The organism is Bifidobacterium sp. LH_558, assembly GCF_056356295.1.
This window is the reverse complement of sequence record NZ_JBKETZ010000010.1, coordinates 1-21258: the sequence shown is the minus strand read 5'-3', so window position 1 is coordinate 21258 and position 21258 is coordinate 1. Positions and strand designations below refer to the sequence as shown.

The following is a 21258-nucleotide window of genomic DNA, read 5'->3' as shown; positions in this document are numbered from 1 at the left end:
AGGCTCCCGCCTGAGCGAGGCGGCAGCCGAGCGAAGGTAGCATTGAGCCCGCCGGAGGCGGTCCATAATTGCAGGACGGAGCTGTCAAGGGGTGACGACTGAGAAGGCCGTCCTCCGCTTGGGTGCGGAGGACGGCCTTTTGTGGATGGAAGCTGTTACTTCAGAATCCAGGCGGCGGCGTCGGTGGGGAGTGTGCCGTCCTCGCCCAAGGCGACGGAGGCCAGTACGACCTCGCCTTGCGGCAAGGCGATCGGCTCCTTGCCGAAGTTGGTCACGCAGACCAGCTTGCGGCCGTCCGGATCGGCGCTCGCGCGTTCGTACGCCACCGCGTCGGCGCCCATGTCGAGCACCTCGGCCGTGGTGTCTCCAGTGGTGGTGAGCAGCCGGGCGCGCAGCGCGATCACCTCACGGTAGAGGCTGAGCATGGAATCCGGATCTCCGTCTTCAACGTCCGCCGCATACTGCTGATACCACAGCGGCTGCGGCAGGTGCGGATCGGCGGACGGCGTGCCGTCGGCGCGCGTGGCGGGGGAGAATCCGAAGGATGCTCCGGTGCCGAACTGATGCTCGTCGGAGGGGCTCCACTCGGCCACTTCGGGCAGGTCGGCGGCGGTCCACGGCATCGGCACGCGGCAGCCGTCGCGTCCCTTATCTGTGTAGTTGCGGTGCGTGTTGAACGCGGTTGGATCCTCCAAACGGTCCCACGGGATATCCGCGACTTCGAACAGGCCAAGCTCCTCGCCCTGGTAGACGTACACCGAGCCGGGCAGGCCCATCTCCATCACCACGGCGGCGCGGGCGCGGCGCGTGCCGAGTTCGCGGTCCTCCGTGTAGCTTTCGCCGTTGCGGGTCAGCCAATCGTGCGCCAGCTGATGATGCGCGGGGGCCTTCACCTGCGGCAGGCCGTAGCGCGAGGGGCTGCGCGGCACGTCATGGTTGTTCATCACCCATGTAGTGGTGGAATCGCCGGTCTGGGCGGCGGATTCCAAGCCCTCCGCGATGGCGGCGCGCATCTCATCCGCGGACCAGTTGGCCTTGGCGAACTCGAAGTTGAACACCTGCCCCAGCTCGTCGGTGGAGGCGTACAGATGCTGGTGCTCGGGCACCACCCACGCCTCGCCCACCGCGAAACGCGGCGGATCGTACTCGTTGAACACCTCACGCCATTCACGGTAGATGTCGTGCACTTCGCGCCGATCCCACAGCGGGTCGGAGAAGTCGTGGCACAGGCACCGCTGCACGGAATACTTGCGGCCGAGCTCCTCCAGCGGCGCCGAATCGAGATCCTTGGCCAAGCCGTGCGCCACATCGATGCGGAAGCCATCGGTGCCGTGGTCGGACCAGAAACGCAGCGTGGTTTTGAATTCCTCGTGGATGTCCGGATTGTTCCAGTTGACGTCGGGCTGCTCCTTGGCGAACAGGTGCAGATACCACTGGCCGTCCTCGACGCGTTCCCACGCCGGGCCGCCGAACATTCCCTGCCAGTCGTTGGGCGGCAGTTCGCCATTCTCGCCGCGACCCTCGCGGAAGATGTAGCGGTCGCGTGCGGCGGATCCTCGTCCGGCGGCCAGCGCCTCCTGGAAGAACACATGCTTGTCGGCGGTATGGTTTGGCACGATGTCGACGATCACCTTCATGCCCGCCTCATGCGCGGCTTCGGCCATGCGGTCGAAATCGTCCATGGTGCCCAGCCGCGGGTCGACGTTGCGGTAGTCGATCACGTCGTAACCGCCGTCCGCCAGGTCGGAAGGATAGAAGGGGCTCAGCCAAATCGCGTCGACGCCGAGATCCTTCAGATAGTCGATTTTCTCGGTGACGCCGGCGATGTCGCCGAGACCGTCGCCGTTGACGTCTTTGAAGCTGCGCGGGTAGATCTGGTAGACCACCGCCTGCTTCCACCAGTCGTCGTTGAGATTGTTGGCGGTCATCATGCTTCCTTTCCTGTGGTCGGGTGTTGCGGTTGTGATGACAACGATACCATGCGAAATCATAATGAAACTAAAAACACGCTAAAATCATGATGGTAACGTGGTCATATTATGGTCATTCTTGGTCAAACTTGGTCATGGGTAGAATGGAACGCGGAACGCTGGGCGACATGAGGAGGACCATGGGCTGGTTATCACCGGATTCCGGACTGATGCGAGGAATCAGCGACGCCGTCGACGCCGTATGGATCAACATCCTGATGCTGGTCACCTCAATTCCCATCGTCACCATCGGCGCGGCGCTCGCCGCCGGACATGACGCGGCGCGACGCTCCCTCGACGGTGAGGGGCACGTGACCTCCAACTACTTCAAGGCGTTCAAAGAGAACCTTCCCAAAGCCACGTTGCTGTGGCTGCCGTATCTCATTGTCGCCGTCGGACTGGCGTACGCATGGGTCGTGCTGCAGATCACGCCGCTGCTCATCCCCAAATTCGCGCTCACCATCCTGTGGGTGATCGGATTCGAATGGACCTTCGCCCTGCAGGCGCGCTTCGAGAACGGCGTAGGCGTTACGTTGCGCAATGCCTACGTGTTCGGCGTCTCCAAAATCGGCTACACGCTGGCACTCGCCGCCATCGACGCCGTGTTCGTCGGGCTGTTGGTCGCCTCATGGTTCCTGATGCCGCAGGGGCTGTTCCTGCTGCTGGTGTTCGGCTACGGCACCATCATCATGCTGCATGTGCCGATTCTGGAATACGCTTTGCGTCGCTATACCGCCGGCGAGGAGAGTCCGTCCAGCAGCTTGTGACGCAAGAGGCTTGAGATCCTTCGACTGCGTTCGCTTCGCTCTCTGCGCTCAGGATGACGACGGAGTGTGAGCGTCATCTTCTGCAAGGTGGCCGATGTACGCTCGTTCCCTCCGCTCAGGATGACGGTGAGGCATGGGCCTCACCGTTTGCAAGGTGTCGACGTTCGCTCCGCTCAGGATGACGGGCTGGTGGGTGGTGGGGCGGTGGTGTCGCGCAGAATAAGCGGGGCGTCGGGCGTTTCGAAGGGTGTTTCGATCGGCTCGTCGGCGATGGCCGCCAGCGTCTTCTCCGCGGCCAGCGACCCCATGGCGAAGGGGTCCTGATGGATGGTGGTCAGGCCCACCTGCGCGGCCAAGTCGATGTCGTCGAATCCGATGATGGACAGATCCCGCGGCACCTGCCTGCCGTAGCCGCGCAGCCGGTAGAGCACGGGCAGCGCCAGCTCATCGTCCTGAAAACAGACCGCGGTCAGCTCGGGTGAGGCGGAAAGCACGGCATTCAGCGAGGAGTTGACGTCCAGCTCGCTGCGGTTGATCATCAGGGGAACGGCCTCGACACCGTCATGCCGCGCGCACGCGTCGATAATGCCCTGCAGTCGAGCCTCGGCGCTGAACCGCATCCCCGAGCGCGTGGCGGTGCCGCCGACGAAGGCGATATGGCGGTGGCCAAGCGCGATGAGATGCTCCGCGGCCCGGCGTGAGGCGGCATGGTCGTCGATGCTCACACCCGCGTCGAAACCCTCGGAGGCGGGAATGTTCACGCCGATCACCGGCACACGCATGTTCTTGAGCCGCTCCACCTCGTCCGGTTCGATGTTGAACGAGCTGACGATCACCGCATCCGCATTGCGCCGTACGGGCAAGTCCGCGAAGAAGCGTTGGCGTTCCTCGACGCTGCTCATGGGGAATGGCGCGATGTCATACCCCGCGGGGCGCAATACCGCGTCGAGGCCGGCGAACACATTCGCGTTGAACCACGTGCTGATGCGCTCGCTGGCCAACAGCGCCACGCGCAGGGTCTGCCCCGATTTGAGCGCCGCCGCCGAACGTGAGACGCGGTATTCAAGCCGTTCTGCCGCGGCCAGCACCTTATCGCGGGTGTCGGGCAGCACAAGGTCCGGCTTGGCGAAGGTGCGCGACACCGTGGAGACGGATACGCCGGCGGCTCGCGCCACCGCCTGAATGCTTGCTTTCGCCATCATCCCTCCTCTCGACGCCGATGCTGTGCGTGAGAAGGAACGGCGACAAGGCCGTTCCATGCTGTGACAACGATATCATCAGTGGAGGCGTCTCGGAAACCGCGTCTGCCCACCGGAGGGTCAGCGCTCGCCGCGCATCACCGCGCACAGGGAGCGCATGCGCGGCAGCGAGAACACCTCGTCCGTATGCACCACCCGGCCCTGCTCGTCGGTCAGCGGAATCCGCCAGTTCGGATACTGGTACGACGTGCCCGGCTGGTTCTGCGAGCGGTGCTCGTCCACGCCATCCACCAGCGCCGCCTGCAGCAGCAGCGAGGGCGTCTTGGTGAGCATCGCATGCATGGCCTCGACGATCTGCTGCTCGTGCGCGCTCACGTCGGCCGCGACGTCGGGCGAAATCAGGCCTTCATCCATCAGTCGTGCCATCATCGCATCGCGTTCCGCCGTGGCCGAACGCTGGAACACCTCCACCGGCTCGGTGAGCAGCTGCAGCCGCTCACGCAGGCGCACGTGCTCAAAATCCAAATAGCCCGCGGTGGGCGGCAGGTCATGCGTGGTCACCGACGCCAACGCCTGCCGGCGATAGTCACTGGGCGGCAGATACGGGTCTCCCGCGGTGCCGGAATTATCCACGCGTGCGAACCATTCGACCTCGGTGCCCAGCACGCCGCGTTCGGCAAGAACCTGCCGCACATAATCCGGCACGGTTCCCAAATCCTCGCCGATGACCATGCCGTTCGCGCGTGTGGCCTCGATGGCCAGCACCGACAGCATCGCGTCATGGTCGTAGGTCACATAGGCGCCGTCCTTGGCCGTGTGTCCGGCGGGAATCCACCACAGGCGGAACAAGCCCAGCACATGGTCGATGCGCACGGCGCCGGCGTGGGCAAAAATCGAACGCACCATCTCGCGGTAGGTCAGGTAGCCGGTCTCCTCCAGGTAATTCGGATTGAACGGCGGCTGGCCCCAATCCTGGCCCTGCTGGTTGTAGAAATCGGGCGGGCAGCCCACGGTCACGCCGGTGACGAAACGTTCGGGGTTGGCCCACACGTCCGCGCCGAGATCGTGCACGCCCACGGCCATGTCATGCATCAGGCCCAACGCCATGCCCGCATCCTTCGCGGCGCGCTGCGCGTCATCCACCTGCTCGCAGGCGATCCACTGCAGCCAGCGGTTGAACTCCAGCAGGTCGGCGTGCTCGCGGGCGAGTTCGGCGACCTCGGGGGAATCCGGCGCAATGGTCGAGAACCAAGGATTGTCGCCCCAAGGCGCGCCCCAGACCTCGAAGGCCACGCACCATGTTGCGAAGGAATCCAGATCGGGGCCGGACTGGCGCTTGAATTGGGTGAACGCCGCTTCTCTCTCGGGGGAGCGGGGGTGGTCGAAGATCGCGCGCAACGCCTGGCGTTTGGCATCCCATGCGGCGTTGATATCCATGGGATTGGGGTCGTCGTTGCGGGCGGCGATGCCGGCGTGCAGGCCGTCCACCTGCGCGCGCTCCGCCTCGTCGAGATCGTCATACTCGGGAATATCCTGCGGGCGGATGTAGGTGGCGTTGAGGAATCGACGCGACTCAGGCAGATAGGGCGAGGGCTCCAGCGGGGTGATGGGGGCGCAGGCGTGGATCGGGTTGATGAGCATGAAATCCGCGCCGTTCTTCGCGGCGTCGGCGGCCAGTCGGCGCAGGTCGCCGTAATCCCCCACGCCCCACGAATCATGCGAGCGGACGGAATACAGCTGCGTCATCCAGCCCCAACGCCGATGCTCGGCCACGGTAGCGGGGAGTGGAATGCGTGCGGGGGCGCAGATCACCGTCGCAGAGGCGCTCTTTCCGTTCGCATCGATGGCAAGCGTATGGTATCCCGCCGGCAGATCGTCGGGCAGGGTGATTCGGGTTTCGCCGGTGCTGGGGTCGACGGTCGCCTTCAGCTCGCGTACGGCATCGTCTCCGTTCGGGGAGTCCAGCGTGAGCGTGACGATGGTGGACTCGGCGGCGAGGTTCACCGTGATGGACCGCGGCTCGCCGACGTGGGCCACAATGGTCGGCGGGAGCGGTCTTTCGCTCGCGGCCTGTTCGACGTGGGCCAGAGACCGGTCGATGCTTTCGGGCGAGGATGCGTCGACGCCCAATGCCTTGAGCACGCCAACCAGCGCCTCATCGGTGTTTTCGACATAGTCGCCCACCTGATCGATGTACGAGGTGGAGACGCCGCAGGCCTTGGCCAAACGGATAAGCGGGCGAGCGAGACGCTCGGGGTTTTCGAGAAGGGGAACGGAATCGACCATGTGTGGCTCCTATGCTGGTTGATATCGCTTCATGTGTTGCAAACGTCCGTCAATTTTCCTCGACATTGACCTTGTCGGATGTTTGTGAATGCTTTGGTATCTAAAAGATACATTGTTTTGACAACGATTGCAAACAATATGATTGAGTGTGCGTTGCGCGCCGATGGCGGGAAGGTGCGTCAGAACGCGGCGAACACAAGCAGTACGGCGGGGTACAGCGCGTAGAACAGCCACTGCACCCAGGGCTTGTTCGCGCGGTCGTATCCGAGCCTGCCGTTGCGGTAGTGCAGGATGGCCACGCCGAACGCCGGCAGAATGCAGAAGAGGGCGCTGCAAGCGGCGGCGAGCATCATCATCGTGTTCTCCCGCGCGGACAGGTAGCGGAAGATCAGCGCCAATACCACAATCAGCACGCCCTCGTTCATGATCTGCTGTCGCAGTCCGATATGCCCCAGCAGCATCCAAGCCAGCGCGGCCACCGCGACGACGACGCCGACGGCGCGGCGGGTAACGGCCGGGCGGTCGCGGAACGCGTCGATCAGCGCCAAGGCGACCACAACGATGGCCAACGCGAACACCGGATTCTGCGAACCCCAATCCACCGCCTTGCCGGTGGTGGCCAGATCGTACGGCACCTCCGAGATGACGGCCAGCGCGAGCAGCCGCACGGCATACCAGCGCACGTCACGCGTATGCCGGTAGCCTTCGACCGTCAGCCATGCGTACACCGGCACGGCCACCCATGAGACCGCCTCGCACAGCACGGCGACGGTGAGATTCGTCATATCCACGTCGGCCGCGTCCAGACCGGAGAGTCCGGTGGGGAACACGACCCCACCCACGCACGACAGCGCCACGAGAACGATGCCGACGATTTTGAGGCGGAGATAGGACAGCCCACGCGCGGGGTGGGCGGCTTGCTGCTGGTTCATGGATTCCTCCTAGGCGCGGCGCCAGATGGCGAAGGTGTGCGGCGGCAGGACGATGCGACGGTCGGTGGAGGCGGCGGGCCTCTCCGCTCCGGCGCAGTAGGCGCAGACCCAGCCGTTGGGCGCTATCTGCGCGACCTCATCATACGGACCGGCGATCTCCAGCGGCTCTGTGGGCTGCGTGAGCGTGTCGTCGGTGGGGTTGATGGCGATGCAGTCGTTGCCGACGCGGAACACCACCGCCGCGTCCTCGCGGGGCATCACCATGCGGGCCCCTCCGAAATACGCGGGATTCTCGCGTCGGGTGCGGATGAGTTCGCGGTAGTGCTCCACCAAATCGGCCATCCGCTCGGCACGACGCCAGTCGAGCTGATTGAGCTGGGCCGGACTGGAGAACGAGTCGGAGACGCCGTGTTTGGTGCGGGCGAACTCCTCGCCGGAGAGCAGGAACGGCACTCCGGCCGAGGAGAACACGATGCCGGCGGCCAGCAGATTCGCCGCTTTGAGGTCGGCGCGGTCCTCGCCTTGCGCATCGTAGTCGGCAGCGGTGGGCATGCGGCGGGTGGCGGCGCACATCTTGTCCCACAGGGTCAGATCGTCATGCGCGGAGACGTACTGGATCACCTGTCCCACGCTGGCCAGTTCGCGAGAGGTCCCGCGCCAGGCGTCCACGGCGGAGCGGATGTCGTCGGCGTAATCGCCGGCTGCGCCGGTCAGATAGCCCGGCACCCACTGGTAGAACACGTGGCCGCGCACCGCGTCCCGCGTCGAATCGCAGAACGCGCCGATGCGGGGGCTGAGGCGGGCCAGGCCGCGCTTGTCGGCCAGAATCGTGCCCGCGACCGGGTCGAGCGCGCTTTCGCGTGCCGCCCACGGCTCTCCGTGCATCAGAATCGTCGCGCCTCCGGGCAGCGCGTCGAGCGCGGTGCGGATCGCGTTCATCGTGTCCACATCAATCAGTCCCATCAGATCGAAACGGAATCCGTCGATGTGGTATTCGCTCGCCCAATAGGTCACCGAATCGACGATGTATTTGCGCATCATCGGATGCTCGCTGGCCACATCGTTCGTGCAGGCGGAACCGTCGGCGAACGAGCCGTCGGCGCGGCGGCGCAGCGCATAGCCCGGAATCATGCGCTCGAACCAGTTGTCGGTGGAGAACATGTGGTTGTAGACCACGTCCATGATGACCTTGATTCCGGCGGCGTGCAGCGATTGGATCATGCGCTTGCATTCCCTGATGCGCGTCGCGCCGTCGAAGGGATCCGTGGAGTACGAGCCTTCGGGAACGTTGTAGTTGAGCGGATCGTAGCCCCAGTTGAAGCTGCGGTCGGGGGAACCGAGGGGAACGGATTCGTCCACCGAACCGTAGTCGTAGAAGGGCAGCAGCTGCACCGCGGTGACGCCCAAACGCTTGAGATAGGCCACGCAGGTGGGGAACCGCCCCTCGCCATCCACACTGGTGTCGCTGTGCGTGAACGCGAGGTAGGTGCCGCGGTGCTCGGCCGGCACGCCGGAATGCTCGTCATGGCTGAAGTCGTTGATATGGGTCTCCCAGATCACCAGCTCGTGGGAGGCGACGTGCGGGCGGCTGTCGCGCGACCAGCCCTGCGGGTCGGTCAGCGCGAGATTCACCACCATGGACCGCCGGCCGTTGACGCCGGCGGCGCGGGCCCACGGATCGGCTGTGCGGTGGGTGGTGCCGTCGGCGAAACGGACGAGATAGTCGTAGTAGATGCCGTGTCCGATGCCGTCGCAGCGCACCAGCCATGTGCCCTGCGCTCCCGGGGTCAGCTCGTGGCATTCCTGCGGGTCGGCGCATTCCTCGGGACTTCCGGCCGCGAACAGGCGCAGCGTGACGCCGGTGGCGGTCGGAGCCCACACGCGGAAGGTGGCTCCTTTGCCATCGGGGATCGCACCGAGGTCGTCGTCGGCGTAGACCGGATAGTCGGGGCAGGGGAGGGCCGGCTCGGCGGGAGTCCACTCGGCCAGGGCCAGCGCGCGGATTGGTTCGGACACGGCGTTGTTCCTTTCGGTATCGCGAATCGAAGGCGGGCGGGACGTCAGCCCTTGACCGCGCCGGACATCGATTCCTGGTAGTACTTCTGCATCACGATGAAGAGAACCGCGATGGGGATGGAGATGACCACGGCCGCGGCGGCGAAGCGGGCGAACCAGTCGTTGAGGTACTCACGCGTGAGCATCTGGTACAGACCCAACGCCACCGTGTAGTTGTCCTGAGTGCGGCAGATCGCCTTGGCCATCACGAAGTCGAGCCACGGGCCGAGGAACGCGGTGAGCGCCTGGTAGACGAGCATCGGCTTGCAGACGGGAATCGTGATTTTGGTGAACACCTGCCAGCGGGTGCAGCCGTCGAGATACGCGGCCTCGTCTAGCGACATCGGAATGGTGTCCATGTAGCCCTTCATCACGTAGAAGCCCGCGCCCGCGCCGGCCGAATAGACCAGAATCAGCGCGATGGTGACGCCGACGCCCTGCGTCAGCCCCATGGCCTTGAGGATGAAGTAGATCGCGACGACCGACATGATGCCGGGGAACATGCCCATGATGAGCACCACGTTCATGAAGGTCTTGCGGAAGCGGAAGCGCAGGCGGCTCATGCAGAACGCCACGCACAGCACGAAGAACACGTTGATCGCGCACACGACGATGGCGATGACCAGCGTGCGCATGAACATCGCGGGGAAGTCGAGCACATGCTTGTCGGTGAACAGCTGCACGTAGTTGTCGAGCGTGTATTCCGTGGGGAAGAACGTCTCGTTGTAGGGGCCAGTGTTCTTGTTGAAGCTTTCCAGCACCACCCACACGATCGGGATCACCCAGACCACGGCGAGCACGGCCAGCAGCAGGTGCGACAGCACATCGCCGACGATGCGGCGCTTGCGCTGGTCGTGGAGGAACGGGATCTTGCCGGAGTCGGTGGACGCGGCTTGCATTGCATGGCTCATCGGAAGCCTCCTTCATCCTTGTAGGACGCGCTGGAACGGTAGGTGATCAGCGAGACGATCGCCAGGGTGATGAACGTGAAGATGCCGATGACGGCGCCGAGGTTGTAGTCGCCCTTGTCGACCGTGAGCTTGTACAGCCAGGTGATCAGCAGGTCCGTCTTGCCGGCGGTGGCGCCCACCGGCGTCGGGTTGCCGTTGGACAGCAGGTAGATCACGTTGAAGTTGTTCACGTTGCCCGTGAACGTGGTGATGAGGTACGGGGTGAGCACGAACACCAGGTACGGCATCGTGATTCTGGTGAAGGTCTGCCACCAACTCGCGCCGTCGATGCGCGCGGCCTCGTACTGTTCGGCGGGGATGTTCTGCAGGATGCCGGTGATCTGCATGATCGTGAACGGGATGCCGATCCACAGGTTCACGACGATGACGGTCACGCGCGCCCAGGTGGCGTCGGTGAAGAACGGCAGCGCCTCGTCGATCCAACCCCAGTTCATCAGCAGGCGGTTGATCGCGCCCTCCGGCTGGAGCATCTGGTTGATGACCAACAGGGAGACGAACTGCGGCACCGCGATCGACAGCGAGAACACCGCGCGATAGAATCCCTTGAGATGGGTGGTGGGGCGGTTGATGATCATCGCCAGGAACAATCCCAGGAAGAAGTTGAGGAAGGTGGCGAAGAACGCCCACACCAGAGTCCATGCGAGCACCTCGCCGAACAGGCTGGCGTTGACGGCGCCGTCGGCGCTGAACAGCTGGCCGAAGTTCTTCAGACCCACCCAGTCGAACAGCAGCACATGGTCGGAGTCGTAGTTGGTGAACGCCATGCACATCATGAACAGCGTCGGCAGGATCGAGAAGATGAGGATGCCAAGCACCGGCAGCGCCATCAGCGAGACTTGCGCCTCACGGTCGGTGATGTTGCGCCATCCTGGATGAAGTCCGGGGCCTCACCGGTTTCAGCGGCCAGTAGCTGCGCCTTGTAGGCGGAGCGCACCGCGTACGCCCAGAACACGACGAACAGCAGGGTGATGAAGATCGTGGCCATGCCATAGAGCAGCACGATCACCGAATTGTCGCCGGGGGTGTAGTGCCAGTATCCGTCGATTTTCTCGGCGGTCTGCTCGCGCCAGCCCAACGAGGGGATCATCGCGAGGTTCTCCGCGCCGGAGGTGACCATGAACGCGATGTAGGCGACTTCGACGGCGAGGAACAGCAGGCCTTTGAGAATCTGCTTGCGGGCGATGTTGCCCGCGCCCAGAATGAGGAACGACAGGCGGGTGAAGGCGTCGCCGTCGGTGAGGGCCGCGCGCAGGGTGTATCGCGACGGCGGGATGTAGTCCGCTTTGCGGCGGATCAGTGCGCACCGAACAGGGCGAGCGCTGGTTGTTGCTTCCATGTTGGGAACCTTTCTTCTTGGCGGCCTACATCAGGCTGGCGTAGGAGGCCATCCATTTGTCGGTCAGCTCTCGCGCGTTGTCGTGGGTCACCTCGTTGCCGAGGATCGACTTGCCGAAGTTCTCGCACGGGCCCCAGAAATTCGACATCTCGGGGATGGAGGGCTGCACCACGGAGGTGCGGGCGATGGTGTCGAGCTGGGCCTTGGCCACGAGGTTCTCGGCGATTTCGGGTTCGGAGGCGAGCGTCATGTCGGAAGGGATGGTGCCGCGCATCTCATAGTGGGCCTTCTGCGACTCGGTGCTGGCGAGGAATGCGGCGAACTGGTCCGCGGCCTTCGGATGCTTGGTGTACGGGTTCCATGCGACCACGGTGGAGCCGGCGAAGGACTTCATCTGGGTGGGGGTGCCGTTGAGGTTGAACGTCGGCAGGGCGGCCACGCCGTAGTCGTCGCCGAGGTTCTCCTTGACCGTCGGCTCGTCCCAGGAGCCGGAGAACACCACGTCCACCGCGCCCGACTTGAGGCCGGCCAGGCCGGAGCCGTTGGAGTCGTTGACGAAGTTCGGGTTGTTGCGCAGGTCGATCAGATAGTTGGTCACGGCCTCGCCGATGTCGCCGCCGAACTGCACGCCGGCTTCGCCGTCGGTGCCGTCCTCGCCGAACAGCAGACCGCCCGCGCCCATATAGAAGGCCGGCAGGTACCAGGAGTTCGTCAGCGGGAAGGAGACTTTGCCCTTGGCGAGCATCGCGTCGAGCGAGGTGATGTCTTCCTCGGTGAACTTGCTTTTGCGGTAGTACATGAACCAGGTGTTGCCGCCGAACGGCGCGCCGTACAGGTATCCGTCGTCGCCGGTGACCGATTGGATCATCGACTCGCTGCCCTCGTACTGCGTTTCGATCTGTTCGACCGCGTCGTCGCTCATGCGGGCGATGGCGTTCGCCTCCTTGAGGGTGCCCAGCTGGTCGCTCGCGTACATGAACACGTCCGCGGCCACGGTCGGGTCCTGCTTGGCGATGGTGGCCGCGTCGGCGGACGAGACGACCTGGTTGTTCCAGGTGATGTCGTATTCGGGGTGGAGCTCCTCGAATTCCTTTTCCATCGTCTGCAACCATGAGTCCTCGTTGAGCTGGTCCTCCTGCGAGGCCCAGACCACGAGCGTCATGCTGCCTTCGTCGCCGGCGGTCACATCGCTGCCGGAACCGCAGGCGGTCAGTCCGCCGGCGAGCAGAGCGCATGTGGCGAGTGCGGCGACGGCTGATCTCCATCGTGCAATCATCGTTGATTTCCTTTCTTCCGCGCCGGCGTGGGGTCGGCGCCCAATACGGCCAGCCGCGCTTCCATGCGCGTCCAAGTCGGATTGATGTTCATAATGTAACGCATTTCTGCGAACGTATGCAAATTGGTGTGATAGGTGTGTCGTGGCCTGAAAACATTGATGTTTGGCATGTTTGCGGGAAAACTGTTTGCAGAAAAACTGACAGCGTTCGCAGAAAAGCTGTTTTACGGGTATACTGCAAAACAACTCTCGCGCTGCCAGTCAAAGAATCGAGGAAGAACATGACCAACGCGACCGAAGCACTTGAACCAGCCGAACGAACCGCACGCCCGCAATGGCTCGCCGACGCCCGGTTCTACGAGATCTACCCGCAGAGCTTCGCCGACTCCAACGGCGACGGCATCGGAGACATCCCCGGCATCATCGCCCGGCTCGACTACGTGCGCGACCTCGGCTGCAACGCCATATGGCTCAATCCCTGCTACGATTCACCGTTCAAAGACGCCGGCTACGACGTGCGCGACTACAAGAAGGTCGCACCCCGCTACGGCACCAACAGCGACCTCATCGCCCTGTTCGACGCGGCCCACCAGCGCGGCATGCGCGTGCTGCTCGACCTCGTGCCCGGGCACACCAGCGAGGAGCACGACTGGTTCCGCGCCAGCGCACGGCCGGACCCGGAGTCGCGCACGGTCGTCGAGGGCGAGACGGGTCGTGTCGAGAACGTCTCCGAACGCTACCTCTGGACCGATTCGTGGATCGCCGGCGCCGACAGCCTGCCCTTCATCGGCGGGGAAAGCGAACGCGACGGCACCTACGTGCTCAACTTCTTCAAATGCCAGCCCGCGCTCAACTACGGATTCGCGCACCCGAAGCACAGCTGGCAGAAGCCCGCGCTCGGCCCCGACGCGCTCGCCACCTGCGAGGCTTTGCTCGATGTGATGCGCTTCTGGCTGAGCCGCGGGGCGGACGGGTTCCGCGTGGATATGGCCGACAGCCTCGTCAAACACGACGAGGACGGCAAACCGTTCACCATCCGCACCTGGCGGTGGATGCTCTCGCGCATCCGCTCCGAATTCCCTCAGGCCGCGTTTGTCTCCGAATGGGGCAGGCCCCGCGAATCGATGGCCGCGGGCTTCGATATGGACTTCTACCTCGACTGGCGATGGGGCGGCAATCCCAACGGATACAACCTGCTGCTGCGCAACACGGACACCCCGCTGCTCCGCGAGGGCGACGCCAGCTATTTCAACGCCGACTCCGGCGCCTCCATCAAGCCCTTCCTCGGCGAATATCTGCCGCAACTGGCCGAAGCCGAACGGGCCGGCGGATGCTTCGACCTCATCACCTGCAACCACGACACCCTGCGCACCGCCCAACGCCTGAGCGAACGCGAGCTCAAACTCGCCTACGCCACCTTGTTCGCGATGCCGGGCGCGCCGTTCCTCTACTACGGCGATGAAATCGGCATGCGCTACCGCCCCATCCCCACCAAGGAGGGCGGCTATGTGCGCACCGGATCGCGCACGCCGATGCAGTGGGATGCGACCGCCAATCTCGGCTTCTCGAGCGCGCCGGCCGAGCGCCTGTATCTGCCGGTCGACCCGTCCGCGGACGCGCCGACCGTCGCCGCGCAAAACGCCGACCCCGACTCTCTGCTGTGCTGGGTGCGCACGATGCTGCGCCTGCGTGGCGACACCGCCGCGTTGCGCGCCGACGCTGGCATGCGCGTGGTCGCAGCCCCCGAGCAGGGGCGGCTGTTCGCCTTCGAACGGTTCGATCGGTTCGACCAAGCGTCGGAATCCGGAGGAAGCGTGCTCGTCGCGGTCAATCCGGGGCGTGCCGAAGAGCGGTTCGAACTGCCAGACGGGCGTGGGGCCGTCGGCGATGTGCTAGCATCACTTGGCACACACCGTATGGAGCGCGGCTCGGCGACGCTGGGGCCGCAAAGCTTCGCGATGTGGCGACTGCAATGACGCGGGCGCGAGCAATATCCACCAGGTAGGCAAAGGCGGCGACGATGGACAGACGATACGATGTGGCGTGCTTCGATCTCTACGGCACGCTGGTCGACATCCACACCGACGAATACGACAAGAAGGCGTGGGAGAAGTTCCGCGGATTCCTCAACGACTCGGGCATGGGTGTGCACTACGACGACCAATGGTTCCTGCGTGACCTGCTCGACCAGGCGCTGATCCTCGAGCAGCAGCGCGCCGCCGAACGCGTGCGTGAGGCTGGCGTCGAGGACTGCCCCGACGAATGGATTGAACCGAACCGTGGCGAAGGCTATCGTTCGCTGTTCGCCGTGGCGGCGCCGCAGGGGCGCATCCCCGCCGTATGGCAGGCTCAGGCCGACGAGATGGCCCTGCGTGCCGCATGGGTGTTCCGCAAAGCCAGTACCCGGCATATCGGCTTGTATCCGGGGGCTCTGGAGATGCTGCGGAGTCTGCGCGAGGCCGGCATGCGCACGGTGCTCGTCACCAACGCGCAATCCTGCTACACCTCGCCGGAACTGGAGATGCTCGGGCTGGAAACGCTGTTCGACGCCATCGTGATCTCCAGCGAGGAGGGCATCAAGAAACCCCATCCCGAGATCTTCCGTCGCGCGTTGGCTCGTGTGGGCGCGACTGCCGACCGTGCGGTGATGATAGGCAACGACGAGCGGTGCGACATCATCGGCGCGAAGAACGCCGGCATCGACGGCGTGTACATCAACTCGGGCATCTCGCCCGACCGCGATCCCCAGTATTCCGACGAGGCCGTGCTGTCGCTCGATCATCCCGACTACGACGCGCTGCTCGACTTCCTGCTGGGGTGAGCCCGCCCGTCGGAGCAATCAGGCGATCAGGCGTTTAGGACGATCAGGGCGATCAGAGCGAGAACGGGGCGTCGGTGCCGCGCAACACCAGGCGCGGCTTGATGATCTCATGCGGCTGCTCGAGCATTTCGCCGCGCATAAGGGCCAATGCCTTGTGCGCGGCGTCGCGGCCCATGTCCTGCGGATTCTGCCGCATGGTGGTGAGATTCACCCAATCCGCGTTCTGCATGTCGTCGAATCCGATAATCGAGTAATCCTGCGGCACATGATGCCCGTACCGCGCCAGTCTTGTGACCAAGGGGATGGCCAGCATGTCCATCTGGCAGCAGATCGCATCGGGGAAGCAGTCGAGCGCCAGCAGTTCGGCCAGTGCGGAGTCGATGAACTCCGGGCCGCGCGGCACAGTGATCGTCTGCCAATCCAAATCGCGGCCCGCCGCCACGGCCGCCTCGCAGGCGCGGATGAACCCGCGGCCGCGGGCGTCGACGCTGGCGTCCAGTGAGGCGGAAGCCGCGGAGCACACGTAGGCGATACGGCGATGCCCCAAACCGATGAGATGTTGCGTGGCCGTGAACATGCCCTCGTCGTCATCGATGCAGACCGAGGCGTCGAGACTGTCGGAGGCTGAGGTGTTGATGCCGATCAGCGGCACATGCATGCTTTTGAGCTGCCCGACCTCGTTCGGATCGATGGCGATCGAGGCCACGAACACCGCGTCCACGTTATGCCGCACGGGCATGGTGTCGAAGAATTCGCGACGGGTTTCGGCCGTGTCGATATGGTCGTACACGGCGATGTCGTAGCCGGCGTCGCGCAACGTCTCGTTGAGCCCGGCGAACACCTGTACGTTGAACCAGCTGGTGATGGTGTCGTTCATCAGCAGAGCCACGCGATTTGCCTGGCCGGTTTTCAAGGAGCCGGCCGAACGGGAGATCGTGAACTCCAGTCGGCTTGCGGCCTCGAGCACTTTGCGCCGGGTTTTCTCGGAGACCATATCCGGCCGTGTGAAGGCGCGGGAGACCGTGGAAATCGACACGCCAGCCGCCTTGGCCACCTCGTGGATGTCAGCTCGTGCCATATCGCCTCCCGAACGCCGTCGTCTATGCTGCGCTCATTCTACTGCATCCCGTCTGCATACGTTCGCAAGGTCACGCAAGTGCCGTATCCAACGGTTGTTGGCGGAAGGTGGCGAGTCCGATCACGGTGGCGAAAGCGTTGCCGTCGAATCCGACGACGAACAGATTTTCGGGGACGCATCTTCCATCTGTTGCCGTTGGGTCGGTAGACTTGGCGGCAACGGTTCCGTGACGATGCGTTCCGTGGGGAATCTCGATATGCGCACAAGGAAAGGAAACAGATGAATCAGCAGATTGACGCCGACGTGTTCACTCCCACCATGCGTCCGAACATGAATGCAGCCGCCACGTTGCAAGGCGAATGTTGGCGCATCGGCATTCTGTCCGAGTCGTTGCTGCGTCTTGAATGGTCCGATAGCGGCGAGTTCGAAGACAACGCCACCCAGATGGCGTTCAACCGCGACTTTGGCGGCGAGACTCCTCTGTTCACCGTCGATGAACGCGACGGTCTGCTCATCGTCGAAACCGACGCGCTGCGCCTGACCTACGACCGCAAGCCCTTCACCAAAGAGGGCCTGAGCATCGTGGTCAAAGGCGTGCCGCGCTCGCAGCATAACACGTGGCATTACGGCGATGCGCCGCGCGGCAACCTTGGCGGAACCGCCCGCACCCTCGATGAGGTCGACGGCCGCACCGACATGGGGCTCGGCGTGTGCTCGGTCGACGGCTGGGCCGTGATCGACGACTCCGCCTCAAACGTGGTCGCGGCCACCGAACAGGTGAACGGCGAACCCAATCCGTTCGGCCTGTGGGTCGCGCCTCGCGCACATCAGGAGACCGACCTGTACTTCTTTGGCCACGGCCTGCGGTTCAAAGCCGCCGTGCGCGACCTCTACCGTCTGACCGGCCCCACGCCGCTGCTGCCTCGCTTCGCCATGGGCAACTGGTGGAGCCGCTACCACCGCTACACCGAGACGGAATACCTCGACTTGATGGATCGTTTCGAAGCGGAAAAGCTGCCGTTCACCACCGCCGTGATTGATATGGACTGGCATTTGGTCGACGCGGTCGACCCGAAATACGGCTCCGGCTGGACCGGCTATACCTGGAACACCGAATTCTTCCCCGATCCTGAGCGCTTCCTCACCGAACTGCGCCGTCGAGGCCTCAAGACCACGCTTAACGTGCATCCGCGCGACGGCGTGCGCGCCTTCGAGAAGCCCTACGCCAAAATCGCCGAAGCCATGGGCGTGAACATCGAAGCCGGAGAGCCGGTGGAATTCGACCTCACCAGCCCGAAGTTCATGGAAGCGTACTTCGCCATGCACCACGAGCTGGAGGACGAGGGCGTCGACTTCTGGTGGCTCGACTGGCAGCAAGGCGGCGTGACCCGCATGCCAGGTCTCGACCCGCTATGGATGCTCAACCACCTGCATTACCTGGATTCCGGGCGCGACGGCCGCTGGCCGCTCACCTTCTCCCGCTATGCCGGCCCTGGTTCGCACCGTTACCCGGTCGGTTTCTCGGGAGACACCGTGGTGACTTGGGAATCGCTGAAATTCCAGCCCGAATTCACCGCCACCGCCTCGAATATCGGCTATGGCTGGTGGAGCCACGATATCGGCGGCCATATGTTCGGATACCGCGACGACGAGCTCGAAGCGCGCTGGTACCAGCTGGGCGTGTTCAGCCCCATCAACCGCCTGCATTCCACCGACTCGCCGTTCAACGGCAAGGAGCCGTGGAACTTCGACGGCAACACGCGCGAGGCGATGAACAAGGCGCTGCGTCTGCGCCACGAGTTGATCCCATACCTGTACACCATGAATTGGGGAGCGGCATTCGCCGGCGGGCCAATCGTGCAGCCGATGTACTGGGCCGAGCCAAACAACGACAGCGCCTACGAGTACCGCAACGAATTCCGCTTCGGCAGCGAGCTAATCGTTGCTCCGATCGTCGATCCGGCCGACGCCGAGACCCGCCGCGCCAAGGCGGATCTGTGGCTGCCGCAAGGCGAATGGTTCGACTTCTTCGACGGCCGCCGCTACGTCTCCGCTGACAAGAACGGCCGTCGCCTGTCCGTGTGGCGCGAGCTCGACCGCATCCCCGTGTTCGCCAAAGCCGGTGCGATCGTGCCGATGCAGCCGATGGGAGATGCCGCTGAAGGCGGCGCGTCGCGTTGCAATGACATCGCCAACCCCCGTGCCATGCGTGTGGTGGCGTTCCCCGGCGCGGACGGCGCATTCACGCTGTATGAGGACGCCGGACGCTTCACAAAGGCCGAGGATTTCGAGTCCGCCGCACGCGAAGCGGGTCTCGCCCAAACCGATATGCGTCTGGCCTGGAACGCGAGCGGCGCAGGTTGTGTATTTGAAATCGAGCCCGTGCGAGGTGAAACCTCGTCCGTGCCGGAGCATCGCACATGGACCGTCGTGTTGCGCGGCGTCTCCCCAGTGGCCTGCAAGGTCGAGGTGGGCGGCATCGACATCGACGCCGAGGTCTCCTATGATCGCGCGACGTTGAGTGCCAGTGTGACGCTGCCCGAGATCCCCGTCACCGCGCGAGTCGTCATCGTGGTCACCCCCGCCGATGGCGGAAAGACGCTGTTGGCAGACAATCCGGTGCATGACGACATCTTCGCAGTACTCAACAGCGCGCAGATGCAGTTCCTCTCCAAAGGCAAGGTCATGGATATGGTCGACCGCCTCGGCGTCTCAGCGCTCGCAGGCCTGCGCTCGATGGAACGCGACAAACGCGGTGAGGGCGACTTCTGGCAGTCGCACGTGCCATACGGCGTGATCGGCGCCATCGAAGAGGTGCTGTTGCGTTCGTAGCGGAATGCCGCCGGCGGATCTCAAGTCCTGCCGCGTGCCGAAAGGTTCGCGGCAGGACTTTTCTTATTTGATGGCGAAGGCGGCGTACAGAGGCAGACTGTGGAGCGGCACGTCCGTTCCGGAAACGACGTCGACGCCGAAGTCTCGTTCGGAAAGGCGATACGCCACGGGGGAGTGGCCTTCGTGAACGAATCTGGACAAGCTCTTCGCCGTGACGTTCCGTGCGGATTTCACCTCGACGGGGATGGCTTGGGCCATGTCGTTTTGGAATACGAAATCCAATTCTCCACGTTCCTTGCCTTTCGGCGTCCAATACAGCGTCTTCAATCCGGCCGCTTTGAGGGTCTGCATAACGTAGTTCTCCGCCAAAGCGCCTCGGAAATCCGAAGACAGCAGTTGCGCGGTCTGCGGGTTGAGGAACACGTCGGCTTTGATGCCGAACTTGGAGAACATGAGGCCGGTGTCGGCCATGTAGATTTTGAAGTAGCTTCCCTCTTCGTCGGTGTATTCGGTCAGTGGCGGCGTGCTGTCTTGCGTCATGTCGTTGCGGCTGACGATGCCGGCCGCCTCCAACCATTCGAGCGGTTCGAGAAGGCGTTCGCGCCGCCCTCCGCGGACCACTTCGGAATATTTGAACTTCTTGGTCGAGGAGCGAAGAAGCTGTTTCGGCAGACTGTCCCAAATTCGTTTGGCGGAAACCCCACTGATGCCATTGTCAGGATCCGTCATATCGTTCACGTAGGTGTCATTAATCTCCTGCTGCTCCTGCGCCACCGCTTCGAAGGAATGCGTGGAACGGTAGACGTCCACGACTTTGGGCATGCCTCCGATGACGAGATATCGCCGATACAGGTCCAAAGCCTTGTCGTGCAGGATGAACGAGCGCGGGTTGGCCGTGTGGTCGCGTATGGAATCGGCCAGATGGGTCTCGTCGAGAGCCCACAGGAATTCCTCGAAATCAAGCGGCATCAGCTCAAGCTGGCGCACTCCGGATGGGAACGGCAACGTGCGTTTCTTGATGGTGACGCCAAGCAGGCTTCCGGTCGCGATGATTCGCCATTGCGAACCGGAGAAGAAACGCAGCGCATTCAGGGCGCGCTCGCTGAGTTGAATTTCGTCGAGGAAGATAAGCGTTTTGCCGGGAGTCGCGACACGTCCCGAATACTCCTGTATGCGGGCGATGATGGCCTCCGTGTCGTTGGTTGGCACGGTGAAGATGCGTTCGATGGTGTTGAGGTCGGTTTGGAAATCCAGTTCGATGACATCATCGTGAAAAAGCGTGTGGGCAAGATGCCTCACCATGGAGGTCTTGCCGGTTCGGCGGGCTCCGCGGATGAGCAGCGGGTGTGTGTCTCCCGAAGTTGCCCAAGTCTCAATGGTTTGCGCGAGTTTGCGCGGCATATAGTCCATTTCCACCCCTTCCGCGTGAGTCCGCAATCTTGCCGTGTACACGAAATTGTATCATTTCGTGTACACCGTGTACACGAATTTATGTGATTTCGTGTACACGGTGTACACGAAATCAGGTGAAAACGTGTACAGGCAAAGTCTGGGCGTGACTGCCGTGGCTGTGCGCGCTGGGATTCGGATGCGGAACTTCAATCCGGAAACGAATGTTGATCATGGACGAGGTTCGTCATTAATAAGTGAGCGCGTAATCGTTGTTCGTTTGTCGTAATGGGTGAGCGCGAAACGGTGCCTGCGATCTATTTGTCGTTTTGTCCGGCGTCGGCGC

General features: G+C 63.5%; 13 protein-coding genes and 1 pseudogene. 4 read left to right on the top strand and 10 right to left on the bottom strand.

The features are described from left to right. Positions 1-155 precede the first annotated feature (155 nt). Entirely contained in the window at positions 156-1928 is a 1773-nt protein-coding gene (locus AC1AV0_RS10580) for a glycoside hydrolase family 13 protein (protein WP_094637442.1), read from the bottom strand. Between the two features lie 182 nt (positions 1929-2110). Here AC1AV0_RS10580 and AC1AV0_RS10575 point away from each other — a divergent pair, with 182 nt between their 5' ends. Continuing rightward, positions 2111-2737, top strand: coding sequence for a DUF624 domain-containing protein (locus AC1AV0_RS10575; protein WP_094637443.1), 627 nt, complete (start codon positions 2111-2113; stop codon positions 2735-2737). 173 nt (positions 2738-2910) lie between these two features. Here AC1AV0_RS10575 and AC1AV0_RS10570 read toward each other — a convergent pair whose 3' ends face one another. The 7 genes and pseudogenes from AC1AV0_RS10570 to AC1AV0_RS10540 form a co-directional block, all read right to left on the bottom strand. Further along, the gene (locus AC1AV0_RS10570) at positions 2911-3936 is read right to left on the bottom strand and encodes a LacI family DNA-binding transcriptional regulator (protein WP_094637444.1); all 1026 of its coding nucleotides are present in this window, start codon (positions 3934-3936) and stop codon (positions 2911-2913) included. Between the two features lie 120 nt (positions 3937-4056). Further along, complete coding sequence (gene malQ, locus AC1AV0_RS10565; RefSeq protein WP_094637445.1) at positions 4057-6222, bottom strand: 4-alpha-glucanotransferase; 2166 nt, start codon at positions 6220-6222, stop codon at positions 4057-4059. Positions 6223-6401: 179 nt separating this feature from the next. Continuing rightward, complete coding sequence (locus AC1AV0_RS10560) at positions 6402-7154, bottom strand: TraX family protein (protein ID WP_094637446.1); 753 nt, start codon at positions 7152-7154, stop codon at positions 6402-6404. 9 nt (positions 7155-7163) lie between these two features. Continuing rightward, on the bottom strand, positions 7164-9170 hold the full coding sequence (pulA, locus tag AC1AV0_RS10555; RefSeq protein WP_094637447.1) for a type I pullulanase: 2007 nt from the start codon (positions 9168-9170) through the stop codon (positions 7164-7166). 44 nt (positions 9171-9214) lie between these two features. Continuing rightward, positions 9215-10120 (bottom strand): sugar ABC transporter permease, encoded by a 906-nt coding sequence (locus AC1AV0_RS10550; protein WP_094637448.1) that lies wholly within the window; start codon positions 10118-10120, stop codon positions 9215-9217. Continuing rightward, positions 10117-11516: pseudogene (locus tag AC1AV0_RS10545) on the bottom strand (carbohydrate ABC transporter permease). The gene AC1AV0_RS10550 and the pseudogene AC1AV0_RS10545 overlap by 4 nt, the downstream one beginning before the upstream one ends. 25 nt (positions 11517-11541) lie before the next feature. Then, positions 11542-12792 carry an extracellular solute-binding protein gene (locus AC1AV0_RS10540; RefSeq protein WP_476573803.1) on the bottom strand — a complete coding sequence of 417 codons (1251 nt, stop codon included), beginning with the start codon at positions 12790-12792 and terminating at the stop codon, positions 11542-11544. Between the two features lie 281 nt (positions 12793-13073). Between AC1AV0_RS10540 and AC1AV0_RS10535 the strand changes: the two genes are divergently transcribed. Continuing rightward, complete coding sequence (locus AC1AV0_RS10535) at positions 13074-14768, top strand: alpha-amylase family glycosyl hydrolase (protein WP_476573801.1); 1695 nt, start codon at positions 13074-13076, stop codon at positions 14766-14768. Between the two features lie 44 nt (positions 14769-14812). Next, on the top strand, positions 14813-15613 hold the full coding sequence (locus AC1AV0_RS10530) for an HAD family hydrolase (protein WP_476573799.1): 801 nt from the start codon (positions 14813-14815) through the stop codon (positions 15611-15613). 52 nt (positions 15614-15665) lie between these two features. On the opposite strand, the gene AC1AV0_RS10525 is transcribed toward AC1AV0_RS10530, so the two are convergent. Next, positions 15666-16691, bottom strand: a complete 1026-nt coding sequence (locus tag AC1AV0_RS10525; protein ID WP_476573797.1) for a LacI family DNA-binding transcriptional regulator — start codon at positions 16689-16691, stop codon at positions 15666-15668. 279 nt (positions 16692-16970) lie between these two features. On the opposite strand from AC1AV0_RS10525, the gene AC1AV0_RS10520 reads away from it, so the two are divergent. Then, positions 16971-19523 carry a glycoside hydrolase family 31 protein gene (locus AC1AV0_RS10520; RefSeq protein WP_476573795.1) on the top strand — a complete coding sequence of 851 codons (2553 nt, stop codon included), beginning with the start codon at positions 16971-16973 and terminating at the stop codon, positions 19521-19523. Between the two features lie 63 nt (positions 19524-19586). On the opposite strand, the gene AC1AV0_RS10515 is transcribed toward AC1AV0_RS10520, so the two are convergent. Continuing rightward, the gene (locus tag AC1AV0_RS10515; RefSeq protein WP_476573793.1) at positions 19587-20933 is read right to left on the bottom strand and encodes an ATP-binding protein; all 1347 of its coding nucleotides are present in this window, start codon (positions 20931-20933) and stop codon (positions 19587-19589) included. Positions 20934-21258: the final 325 nt, after the last annotated feature.